A 14,997-nucleotide genomic window follows, 5' to 3' on the forward strand; every position below is an offset into this window, starting at 1 on the left:
GAAAAAGCATTCCCTTTTGTCATGATTTTCATCACTCACACTCTTCCTGAAAATTCAGCCTTACCTGGCTTTTTCAGGAAAGAATCTCGATATCAGGCACCTTCTTTTACGGACGGCAATTTCGCGACCATGCGTAAAGAGACGGTTAATCCTTCCAGCTGGAAATGAGGTCGCAGGAAGAATTTTGCCTGGTAATAACCTGGATTGCCCTCGACGTCTTCCACCACCACTTCCGCTGCCGCCAGCGGGCGACGCGCTTTGGTTTCCAGAGTCGAGTTCGCCGGGTCACCGTCGACATAATTCATCACCCAGTCGTTCAGCCAGCGCTGCATCTCTTCGCGCTCTTTGAAAGTGCCGATTTTGTCGCGCACGATGCACTTCAGGTAGTGGGCGAAGCGCGAGCAGGCGAACAGATACGGCAGACGCGCGGACAGATTGGCGTTCGCCGTCGCATCGGCGTCATAGTACTCTGCCGGTTTCTGCAGCGATTGCGCGCCAATAAAGGCCGCGTAATCGGTATTTTTACGGTGGACCAGCGGGATAAAACCATTCTTCGCCAGTTCGGCCTCACGACGGTCCGAAATCGCAATTTCAGTCGGGCATTTCATGTCCACGCCGCCGTCATCGGTCGGGAACGTGTGGCTAGGTAACCCCTCCACCACGCCGCCGCTCTCGACACCGCGAATCAACGTACACCAGCCGTACTCTTTGAAAGAGCGATTGATGTTGACTGCCATGGCATACGCGGCGTTAGACCAGACGTATTTGCTGTGATCCGCCCCGTCAGTGGTCTCTTCAAAATGGAAGGCATCCACCGGATTGGTACGTATCCCGTACGGCAGACGCGCCAGAAAACGCGGCATCGCCAGGCCAATGTAGCGAGAATCTTCCCCCTGACGCAGGGAGTTCCAGGCGGCATATTCCAGATTCTGGGTGAAGATTTTGGTCAAATCGCGCGGATTGGACAGCTCCTGCCAGGACTCCATCTGCAGCACAGCCGGGGAGGCGCCAGAGATAAAAGGCACATGCGCCGAGGCGGCAATTTTGCCAATCGACGCCAGCAGATCGACGTCCGGCGCGGTATGATCGAAAAAGTAATCCGCCACCAGACAGCCGTAAGGTTCGCCACCCAGTTGACCGTACTCTTCTTCATAGATTTTTTTGAACAGCGGGCTTTGATCCCAGGCCACGCCTTTATAACGCTTCATACTGCGTCGCAGTTCATCCTTGGACATGTCCATAAAGCGCAGCTTCAGCTTTTCGTCGGTTTCCGTGTTGAACACCAGGTATTGCAAACCGCGCCAGGCGCTTTCCAGCGACTGAAACTCCTGATGATGCAGAATCAGGTTGATCTGTTCGGAGAGTTTGCTGTCTATTTCAGCAATGATCGATTCGATAGCTTTATAGGCATCATCGGAGATCGTTTGGGTATTTCGCAGAGCTTGCTCGGCCAGCGTTTTGACCGCCCCTTCGACGGCCACCCGGGTTTGCTCTGTTTTTGGCTTAAACTCTTTCGCTAAAAGCGCATTGAAATCGTTGTACTCGACGGTCGATTTCGATGATTTTTCTCGTTGCGCATCCATCACAGACATAGTCTTTCCTTCGTCTCTTATCACTCTTCGGGCTGAAGTTCAGCGATTTCAGTTTTGGCTTTGGGTGAGGCCGCCAGCGTATTCAGCAACGCTTTGTCTTTCAGCAGTTTCATCACCAGCTCTTCCGCACCGGCTTTGCCGTCCATATAGGTTTGCAGATTGGCCAACTGAGTACGCGCTTCCAGCAGTTGCGACAGGGAATCCACTTTGCGGGCGATCTCATCCGGCGAGAAGTCGTCCATGCTTTCGAAGGTAATATCCACCATCAGCTGCCCTTCGCCGGTCAGCGTATTCGGAACCGCGAAAGCGGCGCGCGGCTTCATGCCCTTCATGCGTTCGTCAAAATTATCGATATCAATATCGAGGAATTTACGGTCGACCACTGGCGGCAATGGATCGAGCGGCTTGCCGGAGAGATCCGCCAGCACGCCCATGACAAAAGGTAATTCAACCTTTTTTTCACTGCCGTAAATTTCAACGTCGTATTCAATTTGCACGCGTGGTGCGCGGTTTCTCGCAATAAATTTCTGCGAATTACTTTTACTTACAGCCATGGAGACCGACCCTTAAATAAAATAGAGACGCGCTGAATAATATTATTTTCCTGACGGCAAGTTTATTTTTTGCCGCAGAATGACCTCCCCAGACATTCAGCGCGGGAAACATCGGGGAAGTATTGTTCAGCTCTGAGCTTATTTATAATCTATAACAATGGCTGCCGCCGTATTCAGTAACCCGGCACTGACCTTTGAATTTCCATTCGCATAATAACTGGCGATAAAATCATGGGTAATATCCCCCGCCACGCTCACGTCGTAACTCTGCGAACTGGTCGGGTCATTAACAATCATCTGCTGCTGCTCGCTATTGCGCAGGCGGACTTCCACATGCTCGCTAAAGTCAGAGCCGGCGGTGTTCAGAAGATTGCCGGTTGAAGCATTCATGCCCGTTGCGGTGCTGGCAAAATAGAGCGACACCACTTTGTCAGTCGGGCACTCTTTTAGCGTAATGGCAAACACCTGACTTCCGGCTTCCGCGCCGTCATGGTCCAGCGTATTAATCGAAATGACAGGTAAAGCCACCGTTTCGTTGGCCGTCCCGTTATTAATACTGACTTCACAGGTGTTCTCCAGATAGTCACCTCTAAACTCAACCTTAATTTTGCAGTTATCCTGCGTTGTGCAAGGCTGAGCTAATGCCCAGGGGGATATCACCAGCAGCGCCAGCGCCGTTATTTTCCGTGCCAGACAAAGTGGGCGAATTAATTCCGATAACATGTCACCTCCATTTGCACAATGCTATTACTCTGGCTGGCATTCACTCGATTCTGATTATTGACACGAGGCACAATCCGGCATTTATCATTACCTGATACGACCCACAGATTGCCCGATGCCGGGTCCCATCCGCGAACAAAGGCCATTCCACTCTGTCCTGACATCCCCTGACTCACGCCTTTATCGTCGAGCAGTTCACTGCCTGCCGGAATCGGCTGACCATTTTCATCATGAATAATCAATACCATCGGGACGCCTTCAATGGTTTTCATATCGACGGCAAGAATCGCGCCTTCACGGGGAATAACCGTTCTCTGGCTCTCCATGACGTCGACGTTCTCAGGCACCGTTTTGTAATCCAGTGCGACGCTGTTCTCACGATACGGCGTCAGGGAAGGCATGATGGCGTAGCCACGACGATCAACTTTGGCTCCCTGGCCGTTAAACACCCTGGCGCCGGTGGCGCCCGGCGCACCGATAATGGCGAAAGGCGATTCCCCCACCGAAGGCCCGAAGGTCACTCCGCCTTTATGCGCTGCCACGCTGCCGCTGGCTGAAACCGACAGCTGGCGTGAAGAGCCGGTATTGTCCACGCCCGCCGTCATGCCAAACTGGCCGACCGGGCTGCGGTAACTCATGTTGCCTGACACCGCTTCGCGACCATCTTCACCCTGGGCATTTTGCAGCGAAGTGCCGACGCCGTAGGTCAGCTCACTCTGTTCACCCTGGCTGCCGTTCGCATTGAGCTGGAAGCGATCGCTCTTCGGGTCGGAATGACTGTAGGTTGAATAGATTGAACTGAACAACGGTCGGCTATCGATTCCGCCGCTGAGTGGCACGTTCACCGACGCCATCACGGAGTTTTCGTAATCTCCGTCTTCATCGCTGGTGCGCATGGCCGTCAACGCAAACGAAAAATAGCGCAGCGATTTCGACCAGGTGAGCGAGTACTGTTTGGCGGTGGCATCGCTGGTCCAGTAGGAGTAAAGGCTGCCGCTAAAATTCAGCGTACTGTTATCCCATAAGGTCTGGGAAACGCTGGCGCTAAAACGCGATTTAGTCCGATAGTCAACGTCATAATCATCGTTGGTCCCTCCGTCACGGGCGATACTGGCATCGCGCAGCGAGTAATAGCCTTTGGTGGAGTAGCGATACGCCGCCAGTGTCAGATTTGTGGACGTTTCCGACATAAATTTGGTAAATGCCACGCTGTAACTGTTGCCGTTAGACTCCTTGCCATCCTCAACTTCTGCCCAGGCGCGGATCAGATCAAACGACACGCCACCGATCAGCGTATTGATGGCATTACCCACCGAGAGCGCATGGTAGTGTTCCGCCACCTGCGAACCGCCGTATAAGGTGTAATGATTGCCAAGACCATAGCGCATGATCAGCTGCGCGAGTTTAAGTTTCTCTTTCAGGGAATCATCATTCATTTCCCCCACGGCCACCTCGAAGTTGGCAACGTCTTTATGCAGCAACATGGGCGGTGCGGAAAACGGGATATTGCTGATGCGCGTTGAACCATCCGCTTCTGCGATCGTCATCTGTAGATCGCCGCCATAGCCCATCGCGCCAATGTCGTTCAGCTCGAACGGGCCTGGCGGGACAATGGTCTGATAGACCACCAGGCCGTGCTGCGTGATCGTCACTCTGGCGTTAGTTTGCGCTATCCCACGCAAAATCGGCGAGTAGTTGCGAAGCCCTTCCGGCAACATTCTGTCGTCAGACTGCAACTGCACGCCACGCAGATTAAAACTGTCGAAAAGATTACCGGTAGTGTTGCTATCGCCAAGGGTCAACTGACTTTTCAGGCGCGTCAGATCCGTTGCCGCATAGGTCGCCAGACTCGACGTGTGGAGGGTACTGTCCTCTTTCGACCAGCCGGTGTTCGAACGCTGGCGAATGCGCCAGCCTGCGATATTAAAACCGGTCAGCAGCCCAATATTGCTGGTGTAATCATCGCTGCGGCTCTCGCCGTTATCCGGCCCGGTCGACAGGCCGTAGATGTTCGCGTTGTAGTCCAGAAAACCGGCAATATCGCCTTCAGACCAGCGGGCAGGATCCACATATCCGCGCGGATAAATCACCTGGTTGATTTGCGGCACGCCGATGCTGAGCTCTAAGTCCCCGCTGTTGTAATAAGTCTGGCTGCCTTTAACCGCCTCGCTCAGGCGATAGGCTTTCCCGGCTTCAAGCTGCGTGCCTTCAGTGGGCTTAATCCCAAGCTGGGTCAACTCTTCCGCCGTGAAACTCGGCTCGGCATTGGCCTTACCCTGTACGGCTAAAAAATGAACATTGAAACGCCCCCGCTGCTCGCCATTGACCAGCACATTGAGGGGATAAATGCCCGCAGGGACCGGGTTGCCTTCACGAAATTGCGATACATCGATACTCGCACCGTGAATAAAACCGGGGTTGAAGTCCATCTGCTCGACGCTGGAACTTCCGTCCGCATCGTTGCCAGTCTGCTGCGCCCAGACTTTAGGGAGCAGCAGCAGAACACAGGTCAGCGATGCCAGCGTCCTGACCGGGACCTTCAGCGTCTTTGGGCTTAAATTTAGGGCACGCTTCACTTTTTATCCTTAAAACCAAATGTCCTTTACGCTCAACCACACTGTCTATCTGCCGCCACAACGTCATTCCGTCTGTTGTTCGACATAGCCCTTACCAGGCTGGTTTATCAGGATTTTTTCCACCGGCGACCCATAATCATTCAGCAGTTTTACGCTGATTTGGGTGACATTCCCCCCCGCTGCGCTACCGTTATCCGCATACCAGGTTTCGGTGGCACCTGGCGCAACCATGTCCATATTCATGTCGTACTTTTTCCCGTTCTGGGTGAACGTTCCGGTATCAAAGGAGAAGTAATAGCCGGTTGGATTGGTAATCTGAATGCCGGTCCCTTTTTTACTGTCGCTGGTGATAGCCCATTTCAGTCGTCTAAAGGTTTTTACGCTGTTCTCTTCCAGCGTGGCCGGACGCCAAAATATTTTAATGCGCGTACGAAAAGCCAGATCCAGATGGTTTTTGCTTTTATCCTCCGATTTCACAACCGGCGGAATTTCCAGCAGATTAAACCAGAATAACGATTCACGATCCTGCGGCAGCGCCATCCCGGTATATATTAAACGCAGACTTTGCCCTTTCCCCTGTTCAACGCGGTACACTGGCGGTGTAATAATAAAAGGCGTCTTGACCTGATTAATATCTTCATTGGCTTTCCCGTCATCAATCCAAACCTGTACCAGAGCCGGTAATTTCCCTTTATTGTTAGTTCTGACACTCACCTCTCTTTCGTTCCCCGGAAAGATAATGCGTGTTCCTGCAATCGTTACACCGGCAATAGTGGCCGTGGATGCACTGAATAAAACTGACAATAAAAAGAATTTTTTTATTAAAGACATGAGTACACCTTGTGAATAAAAATCGACAGGCTGGTGGCTCGCCATCAGCCTGTCGCAATATTATTTGTACGCCAGCGTATATTGAACTTTTGCGGTAACATCACCCGCCGTTGTTGGCGCCGTAGCGTAATAACCGCCGATATAAGTCATGGTGGCTTTATGCGTCGTCGCGTTAACATCAAACATTGCACCAGTTCCGCCGACCGGAATCTGGGTACTGCCGTCCTTGTCGAACAGACGAACCTCGACGTTCTCTGCACCACCGTCGGCTTTCAGCGTGCTGTTGGTCAGGTTCTGGGTGGTTGCGTCAAAGCCATCGCTGTTGATCGCTTCGAAGTGCGCGGCAACCTGAGTCACCGTATCAGGGCAGGCTTCTACGTTGAGATCAAAGGTCGTCGTACCCGCTTCCTTACCGGCAACATCTAAAGACTGAATAGATAAGGTAGGTAAAGTCACCTGCTTATCTTCATCGCCCGCGGTAATACTGCAGGTATCTGCAATCAGTTTACCGGTAAAGGTGACCGTTCCCTGAGTGACCGGAGCGCCCACTGCAAAACCATAGGTTGAGACCATCGAAAGCGCGACAGCACATACCGTCATTCTTAATTTAGACATTTTCTGTTCCTTAGATAAGGTTAACTTCACAGACTATTGAGCGGCTCTTGTGAGCCATTTCCGAGTTTATTTATCCATTACTGACTGAGAAGGACAAATAAATTCACTGGTTAAAACGTCACACTGAATTTCCCTTCAGCGTCACTGTTTAAATACAACGTCTGACCATGATGTTCTATTTTATGCGCCAACACATAGCGGCCCATTTCCGGCATAATTTCTTTCTCAACGACCTGAATTAATGCGCGAGCCCCGGTTTGCACGACGGCGCAGCGTGAAATAATGTCATCGAGCACCGAATCCGCATATTCCAGTTCGATGTGATAATGTTCACGCAGGCGCTGAGATATTTTTTCCAGTTGTAACCGGACAATAACCTGGAGCATACCGTGCTGAAGCGGCAGATAAGGAATAATCTCTAATCGCCCAAGAAACGCAGGTGGGAATATTTTCAATAATTCCGGTTCCAGCATTTCCAGCAGTCTTTCAGTTCCCGGTGCGGTCTGTGGATCGCTGTACAGCTGAGTCATTAATTCGCTTCCCGCATTACTGGTCATCAGCAGCGTGGTGTTTTTGAAATCGATATAGCGCCCTTCGCCATCTTCCATCCATCCCTTGTCAAACACCTGGAAAAAGATCTCGTGAATATCAGGATGCGCTTTTTCAATTTCATCCAGCAAAATCACGCTGTAGGGCTTACGGCGCACGGCTTCTGTTAGCACACCACCTTCCCCGTATCCCACATAGCCTGGAGGCGCGCCTTTCAACGAGGAGACCGTATGCGCTTCCTGGTATTCACTCATATTAATGGTGATCAGGTTCTGTTCCCCGCCATACAGGGTCTCAGCGAGTGCCAGCGCCGTTTCGGTTTTCCCTGTTCCCGATGTTCCCACCAGCATAAAAACGCCCACAGGTTTGTTGGGATTGCCCAGCCCGGCGCGTGAGACCAGGATTCGCTCCGCGATCTGTTGCAGCGCATGAGGCTGTCCGATGACCCGCTCCTGCAGGCGCTGCGGCAGTTCCGCGACCGCCCGGTAATCATCCTCCAGCATCTGACCCACGGGGATCCCCGTCCAGTCGGAGACAATGGCCGCCACAACATCCGCGTTCACTTCGGCCTGCACCAGCGGCGTTTTCCCACGAATTTCGCGCAGGGAGAGTTCGAGCTGCGCTAACGTTTCGCGGTTTGCATCGGAGCTGGATTCGGGCTGTTCCCCCGGCACACCAAGCTGCTGGCGTTGTGCCAGGATCGCCTCCACGCAGAGCTTTTCCTGCTGCCAGCGCTGGCAGAACGCGGCCTCTTCTTCAGCAAGGTCGGCCAGTTGTGCGCTGAGCGCGTCGTCAGATTGCTGCGTTTCCTTACCGTAATGGTGCGCTTTCTGAATGCGCTCCCGTTCCGCCTGGATATCCTGAATCCTGGCGTTCAGGAGTTGAAGCGCTACAGGCTTCATATTTTGTGCCGTCGCCACCCTCGCGCAGGCAGTATCCAGCAAACCGATGGCTTTATCCGGTAGCTGCCGGGCGGGAATATAGCGATGTGACAGGCGTACTGCCGTGGTCAAAGCTTCATCCATGATCCACACGCCGTGGTGGGCTTCCAGCGTCGGCACCAGGCCGCGGAGCATAGATACGGCGGCATCCTCGGCAGGTTCATCGATTTGCAACACCTGGAAGCGACGCGTCAGCGCCGGATCTTTCTCGATATGTCGCTTAAACTCGCTCCAGGTTGTGGCACCGATGGTACGGAGCTTTCCTCTCGCCAGCGCGGGCTTGAGCAGGTTTGCCGCGTCCCCTGTCCCCGCCGCGCCACCCGCCCCCACCAGCGTATGAACTTCGTCGATAAACAAGATGATCGGGACGGCGGCAGACATCGCCTCATCCAGCACCGCTTTCAGCCGTGCTTCGAATTCGCCCTTCATACTGGCACCCGCTGACAGGGCCACCACGTCGAGTGCGAGCAGGCGCACCTGAGATAACGCCGGAGGGACTTGCTCGCTGGCAATCGCCAGCGCCAGCCCTTCAACCACCGCCGTCTTGCCGACCCCCGCTTCCCCCGTCAGCAGCGGATTGTTCTGCCGCCGACGCAGCAGAATATCGACCATCGTGCTGATCTCCTGGCTGCGGCCCACCACCGGATCGATTTTGCCTTCCCGTGCCAGAGCGGTGAGATCGGTGGTGTATTGCGCCAGACCCGCCCCGACTGGGGTCAACACCGAACCACTGGCCTCCCCAGGAAGCGCATCGGCGCGAGCAAAGTCATCGGAACCGTGGGATTCACTAGAATCGCGCAGGATGTACTGCATATCATGCGTCAGATGATCCAGCGCGATACGCTCAAGGCCAGGAAGCATGGCCAACAGCTCGCGGCGCAACTCCATGGTGGTGAGCATCGCTATCAGCAGATGCCCGCTGCGAACGCGCGCAGCAGAACATTCGAGGCTGGAATAGACCCAGGCACGTTCGATGGCCAGTTCAATGCAATATGAAAAGTCGGTAATACTGCTGGCGCCTGTTGGTAACCGCGACATGGCGCGTTCTAAGTCTCGTTCCAGCTGGGAAATATCAATGTCAAATGTCCGCACAATGATTTTAAAATCATTGTCCGTATCCTGCGACCACAGCTGATTAAACCAGTGCACTAATTCAACATAAGGATTACCCCGTAGCTTACAGAGCGTGGTTGCGCTTTCTATGCTGCGAAAAAGGGTATTATTAAGTTTGCTAAAGAGATTTTTCCTTGCGATAGCCAAACGTTCCTTCCTTATTTGTCGTGCGTATTTATCGATATCCCACGCACAAATTCCATTTCAATATCACTATTAAACAAGAGTTCGATACGATTACACAGTGCTTTTATAGCGCTGAAAGAACAATAAGACATCTGCCCAAAACACTATCCTAAAAAAAACCACATAAAAAACGTATCGGTATGATTTAATGATAAAAATTCATAACGCAATGTGTTGTTACACTTATACAGACAACGTTCCAGACCCTTCATTTGCTATTATCCACGCGAAAATAGATGTCCCATAAAGATAAAGATGCCTGGAATCACATCCGTTGAAAAAATCCGCCATAAGACTTTTGATGGCGGAAATTATTACAGGCATGAGAAATATCTTTTATTACGTTAAACAGTTGCCATTGCCAATTAGGGTACAGTTAAGTGGACCATAAGTTTCTTGATTACTATAATAGAGAGCTCACTTTCATGCGTGAAATGGCAAGTGAATTCGCGCAAAAACATCCTAAAATAGCAAGCCGTCTCGGCGTTCATGGTATTGACGTTGCCGATCCTTTTGTCGAACGCTTAATTGAATCTTTCAGTTTTATCGCCGCCAGGATGCAGCTAAAACTTGACGCGGAATTTCCGACTTTTACACAACGATTACTCGATGTGATTTACCCCAATTACAATGCGCCGACACCGTCTATCGGCGTGGTGCAGCTACGGCCTAATCTTAAGGAAGGGGATCTCACGCTGGGCTATGAGGTCGCGAAGAATAGCGCGTTTTTTACCTCCATTTTCCCCGGTGAAACCACTCGGTGTGAATTTCGCAGCGGTCAGTCCGTCCGCCTGTGGCCACTCACCCTCTGCGATGCGCGGATGACCTCTCTGCCACCCGATCTCCCCAATCTGGAACGTCACCGCATTGCGCAGAGCGAGCTTAAAGGCGCCCTGCGCCTGCGGCTACAGCTGCCGGAAGGGATGATGTTTTCTGATTTGACCGAGCTTGCCTCGCTGCCCGTCTACCTGAGCGGTGACGAACGCATTGTCTCGCGGCTGTTTGAACTCCTGCATGGCGGATGCCAGGCGACCATCCTGCGCCACGCCAAAGAGGGAGGCTGGCACGACGCCGTGATCTCTCAACAGGCCTTACTGTTCGAAGGTATGTCCGTAGAAAAGAGCCTCCTGCCCGTCAACTGGAATATTTTCCACGGCCATAACCTGGTGAACGAATACTTCGCCTGCCGCCAGCGTTTCTATTTTTTTACCCTGAATCATCTCTCGGCGGGTATCGCGGACAACCACAGCCGTGAGCTGGAGGTCATCCTGCTGCTCAACCAGATGCCACAGGATCTGGCGGGACATATTGATACCGATCGTTTTCAACTGTTCTGCACGCCGGTTATTAATCTGTTTCCCAGACGCGTCGATAGACTTGAAGTCAAACGTAACACTCACGAACTGCACGTAGTTCCGGATCGCAGCCGCCCGCTGGATTACGAGATTCACTCAATTCTGCGCGTGACAGGCCAGCAGGCAGAGCATAGCAAGGAAGTGGTATTCAACCCCCTGTTCCAGACCCGTCATAGCGATAGCGGTAACTTCGGCCGTTACTTCTCGCTCACCCGTCGACAACGCACGGGCAGCCACTCACTTTCGCGAAAGTACCACTCTCAGACGCTCTACAATGGGACGGAAGTGTTTATCTCTCTCGTCGACCAGCAGGAAGCGCCTTTCAGCGACGACATTCGCTATTTGTCGGTGGAGGCGATGGTGACAAACCGCGATTTACCGCGCCTGATTGCCCGAACCGGGCAGTACGATCTGACGATTTCCGATGCCGCCCCGGTCCATGGCGCGCGATTCATCTCTCCCCCCAGCTCACCGCGAGCGCCGTTTGTGGCCAGCGAATCTGCCTGGCGACTGATCCGCCAGCTTAATTTCAACTACCAGCCGCTCTCCGATCGGGAAAATGTGGTGGGCGGAGAAGCGTTTCGTCAGATGCTGCAGTTGTTTGTCGACAACACCGATCACGACGCCCAGTCCCAAATCAGCGGTCTGATCGGCTGCGAAACCGTCCCGGTGATCCGCCGCTTGCCCGGGAACGGGCTGCTGATGTATGGCCGGGGGGTGAAATGCACGCTGACCATGGATGAGGAGAACTTCTCCGGTGTCAGCCCCTATCTGTTTGGGCTGGTTCTGGAAAACTATCTGGCCCGCCACGCCTCGATCAATGTGTTTACTGAAACAGAACTGCGCACGATCCAGCGCGGGAAAATTGCGCGCTGGCAGCCTCGCCCCGGACGCAGAGGAGCCTTATGAAGGAGCCATCTGCACTGTCAGACACTCTCGCCAGCTGGTGTCATGAAGAGGCCCCCTGGGAGAGCGGTTTTCTGGGACTGATGCGCGCCCTGTGCGCTCGCACCCCAGACTTGCCCGTCCCCGGCACCGCGCAACGTCCGTCTCAGGAGCGCCATCGACTCAGCCAGACGGCACAAATGGCCTTTTCGCCGCGGGAGATAGCCAACCTGTCAGTCAACCATGACACGCTCAATATTCAGCTGTTTGGACTGGGGATCTGGGGACCGCAGGGCGCCATGCCGTTGCACCTCTCTGAGCTGGCGTGGTCCCGGAGCGAGCAGCACGACGACCAGGCGTTGACGGATTTTGTCGATATGTTTCACCATCGCGCACTCTCCCTGTTCTGGCGATCGTGGTTTATTTCTCAGGATACGGCGTCCCTGGACCGAAAGGAGGATGAATCCTTCTCGTTTTATATCGCCAGCCTCGTCGGACTGGACCCAGCCGCATTGGGTCATGCCTCTCTGCCCGTTCATGCCCAACTGGCCGCTTCGGCCCATTTGATCCGCGAAGCCCGCAACCCTGAAGGACTGGCGGGGGCGCTGCACTACTACTTTGACATTCCCGTGTTGCTTGAGGAGTTCGTCCCGCAGTGGATCCATTTAACGCCTGCAGAAACCAGTCGGCTCGGGCATCCGGACTGCGCGCTGCAGCTTGGCGACGGCGCGGTGCTGGGCGAAACCCTCCAGGATCGCCAGCATAAATTTCGTCTCACGATCGGCCCCCTGACGCTGGCGCAGTACATGGGATTCAGTCCCTGGGGAGAAGATCTTCCGGTGCTGTGTGAATGGGTCAGAAATTTCACTGGCTATGAATTTGCCTGGGACGTCCAGCTGATCCTGCGTGCCGACGAAATGCCCCAGGCCACCCTGAACGGTAGCCACCAGCTGGGATACGCCAGCTGGTTGGCGCGACACGATCGCGATAAGCCCGTCTCCGGCATGAGTTTCGAACCGGAACACTACCAGTTTTAACCCCCGATGGAGCGAGCCACGCTATATGGATTATTACCAGCACTTACTTGAGCCGATCCCCGGCCCGTCACCCTGCGGCGAGGATCTGGAGTACAACCCGGCATTTGTTTTACTTCAGTCGCGACTACAGCCCCGGCTTGAGGCGGAGTATGGCCAGTTTACTGAGACGGCCAACCCCGTTAACTGGGCGGACATCGAACGCGATTGTCACGCGCTGCTGGCTAAATCGCGCGATATCCGCCTGATCATCATCCTGATTCGCTGCCGCCTGCGAACAACGGGTTTACGGGCTCTCAGCGAAGGATTTCAGGCGCTGCTGGCGTTACTTCAGCAATGGCCGAATGAGCTTTATCCGCTGCTGCACGATGAAGGCGAGTTTGAGCCACTGCTGCGCGCCAATGCCCTGAACGAACTCGACGATCACAGCGGCCTGCTCAACGATATTCGCCACTATCCCCTGCCAAAAGTGGTGGGAACGCAATGTCTGGTGAAAGATATCGAGCGCGCGCTCGCCATCCCGCGTGATGAGAGCGCTCTGCCGGAAGCCACGGTTCAGGCGATGCAAAACGCGTGGCGCGACGGGGGAGATAATGACATAGCCTCCCTGTCACAAGCACGTTTGCAGCTACAAACGTTGTCCGCGCTGCTGGCGGACTCCCTGGGAGACAGCGCTCCCGGCTTTTTGCCGACGTTACGTCTGCTGGCGCTGTTTACCGACCCTGAGGTGACGCCAGCCAGCGAACCGGCACTTCCAATACCCGCCCCCCCTTCTGCGCCTGAGTCAACGCCCGTTTATCAACCGGCAACCGTCGCGCAGGCGTCACCCGCGAAAGAGATCACCAGCCGGGCACAGGCGTTTGCAACGCTCAACGCTGTTCAGGCCTGGTTTATGGGTGCAGAGCCCGGCAGCCCGGTGATTTTGCTGCTGGATTTTGCCATCAAAACGTCAGGAAAAACCTTCAGTGAATTACTGCAACTGCTCCCGGTCGAGATCGTTGCTCACTTAACTAACGAGGGGAAGGAATAATGAAATATCGAGTGGGATTGCTGTTTATCGGACTGCTTGGCGCTGGCTTCGCACAAGCGAGCTGCGTCCTGAGCCCAAAATCCGGTCTGCCTGCGCCGCATAACTTTGAGGTACCGGACATGACCGTCTATGTCGATGCCGACCAGGTTGCGAGTACAACAACGCCTGTCACCCATTACGATACCGCTGTGCAAGGTTACCCGATCGGTTACATCACCTGTGCCGATGGGGAAGCTTACGGCAAAAGCGCGATGAATCTGCCGCCTCAGGGGGCCGGGTATATTTTCCCGACGAATGTTCCCGGAATTGGCCTCAAAATCATCTGGAACAACGGTCAGGCTTTCGGCACGGGACAACTCCCCGCCCCGGGTAACATGAGTTTCGCCCCTTCGCCGACCGGCTCCTGGGTGTATGACGCCGCTTCGCTGTATCGGATTGAGATCTACAAAACCGCCGAAACGCTGAAACTGGACCCGCAGGGCGCGAACATCATTCTGCCCCCGAATGATTATGCCTATAACTGGGTAATCAGCGATTCGATAAGCAACGCCGCACAGATATTGCACATCGGGGCGATACAAATTGTCAGCACCCCGTCGTGCACCTTTGAGGGCGATAAAACCGTGGATTTCGGGACGGTCACCGGCAACATGCTCAACGCCAGCGCCGAGATCGAAAAGCCACTGGATTTTGCGATCACCTGTCGCACCGATTATGGCACTTACTCCACCACCGTCTCGGTCACCAGCGATAGCGCCTCGACGGACAGCCGCTATATCAAAGTCCAGGACAGCAGCGGTGCCACCGATGCGCTGGCAATCCGCATTAAAAACAGCACCGGCGGCGATCTGCTGCTGGACGGTTCGACGAGTGAAACCCTCAGCAGCACCGGGAGTACGCTTCCCGCCGAGTTTCACTGGAAAGCGACGCTGATGTCGCAGCCTGGTGCCGCACAGCACCCCGCAGAAGGCGAGTTTACTGCCCATGCGGAAATTTTATTGCAGGTGAAATAG

The 14,997-nt window shown here is 54.1% G+C and carries 11 protein-coding genes; 4 read left to right on the forward strand and 7 right to left on the reverse strand.

The window, feature by feature from the left end:
• Positions 1-92: 92 nt before the first annotated feature.
• From tssC to tssH, 7 genes are all read right to left on the reverse strand, one after another.
• Positions 93-1,583 carry a type VI secretion system contractile sheath large subunit gene (gene tssC / locus QQF33_RS01785; protein WP_390888438.1) on the reverse strand — a complete coding sequence of 497 codons (1,491 nt, stop codon included), beginning with the start codon at positions 1,581-1,583 and terminating at the stop codon, positions 93-95.
• A gap of 29 nt (positions 1,584-1,612) precedes the next feature.
• Complete coding sequence (tssB, locus tag QQF33_RS01790; protein ID WP_285144537.1) at positions 1,613-2,146, reverse strand: type VI secretion system contractile sheath small subunit; 534 nt, start codon at positions 2,144-2,146, stop codon at positions 1,613-1,615.
• Positions 2,147-2,284: 138 nt separating this feature from the next.
• A complete protein-coding gene (locus tag QQF33_RS01795; RefSeq protein WP_285150446.1) occupies positions 2,285-2,869 on the reverse strand; it encodes a fimbrial protein in 585 nt (194 codons plus the stop codon).
• Positions 2,854-5,445: a fimbria/pilus outer membrane usher protein gene (locus tag QQF33_RS01800; protein ID WP_285157289.1), complete on the reverse strand. Its 2,592-nt coding sequence runs from the start codon at positions 5,443-5,445 to the stop codon at positions 2,854-2,856. The genes QQF33_RS01795 and QQF33_RS01800 overlap by 16 nt, the downstream gene beginning before the upstream one ends.
• Before the next feature lie 63 nt (positions 5,446-5,508).
• Positions 5,509-6,321, reverse strand: coding sequence for a fimbrial biogenesis chaperone (locus QQF33_RS01805; protein WP_390888453.1), 813 nt, complete (start codon positions 6,319-6,321; stop codon positions 5,509-5,511).
• Between the two features lie 15 nt (positions 6,322-6,336).
• The gene (locus tag QQF33_RS01810) at positions 6,337-6,891 is read right to left on the reverse strand and encodes a fimbrial protein (RefSeq protein WP_285150444.1); all 555 of its coding nucleotides are present in this window, start codon (positions 6,889-6,891) and stop codon (positions 6,337-6,339) included.
• 110 nt (positions 6,892-7,001) lie between these two features.
• Positions 7,002-9,641, reverse strand: a complete 2,640-nt coding sequence (tssH, locus tag QQF33_RS01815; protein WP_285150443.1) for a type VI secretion system ATPase TssH — start codon at positions 9,639-9,641, stop codon at positions 7,002-7,004.
• Positions 9,642-10,060: 419 nt separating this feature from the next.
• Between tssH and tssF the strand changes: the two genes are divergently transcribed.
• Genes tssF through QQF33_RS01835 form a run of 4 tightly spaced genes read left to right on the forward strand, consistent with a single transcriptional unit; the run spans position 10,061 to position 14,997 of the window.
• Positions 10,061-11,944, forward strand: a complete 1,884-nt coding sequence (gene tssF, locus QQF33_RS01820) for a type VI secretion system baseplate subunit TssF (protein ID WP_285150442.1) — start codon at positions 10,061-10,063, stop codon at positions 11,942-11,944.
• Complete coding sequence (gene tssG, locus QQF33_RS01825) at positions 11,941-12,957, forward strand: type VI secretion system baseplate subunit TssG (protein WP_285150441.1); 1,017 nt, start codon at positions 11,941-11,943, stop codon at positions 12,955-12,957. The genes tssF and tssG overlap by 4 nt, the downstream gene beginning before the upstream one ends.
• A 25-nt stretch (positions 12,958-12,982) precedes the next feature.
• Positions 12,983-13,984: a type VI secretion system protein TssA gene (locus QQF33_RS01830; RefSeq protein ID WP_285150440.1), complete on the forward strand. Its 1,002-nt coding sequence runs from the start codon at positions 12,983-12,985 to the stop codon at positions 13,982-13,984.
• Positions 13,984-14,997, forward strand: a complete 1,014-nt coding sequence (locus QQF33_RS01835; protein ID WP_285150439.1) for a fimbrial protein — start codon at positions 13,984-13,986, stop codon at positions 14,995-14,997. Before QQF33_RS01830 ends, QQF33_RS01835 begins: the two co-directional genes overlap by 1 nt.

It is taken from the genome of Lelliottia wanjuensis, assembly GCF_030238365.1.
GTDB lineage: Bacteria > Pseudomonadota > Gammaproteobacteria > Enterobacterales > Enterobacteriaceae > Enterobacter > Enterobacter wanjuensis.

Excerpts from the sequence above, each read along its gene's own strand:
- tssC (WP_390888438.1), bottom strand. The coding sequence starts at position 1,583 with ATGGATGCGCAACGAGAAAAATCATCGAAATCGACCGTCGAGTACAAC.
- tssB (WP_285144537.1), bottom strand. The coding sequence starts at position 2,146 with ATGGCTGTAAGTAAAAGTAATTCGCAGAAATTTATTGCGAGAAACCGC.
- QQF33_RS01795 (WP_285150446.1), bottom strand. The coding sequence starts at position 2,869 with ATGTTATCGGAATTAATTCGCCCACTTTGTCTGGCACGGAAAATAACG.
- QQF33_RS01805 (WP_390888453.1), bottom strand. The coding sequence starts at position 6,321 with ATGGCGAGCCACCAGCCTGTCGATTTTTATTCACAAGGTGTACTCATG.
- QQF33_RS01810 (WP_285150444.1), bottom strand. The coding sequence starts at position 6,891 with ATGTCTAAATTAAGAATGACGGTATGTGCTGTCGCGCTTTCGATGGTC.
- tssG (WP_285150441.1), top strand. The coding sequence starts at position 11,941 with ATGAAGGAGCCATCTGCACTGTCAGACACTCTCGCCAGCTGGTGTCAT.
- QQF33_RS01830 (WP_285150440.1), top strand. The coding sequence starts at position 12,983 with ATGGATTATTACCAGCACTTACTTGAGCCGATCCCCGGCCCGTCACCC.
- QQF33_RS01835 (WP_285150439.1), top strand. The coding sequence starts at position 13,984 with ATGAAATATCGAGTGGGATTGCTGTTTATCGGACTGCTTGGCGCTGGC.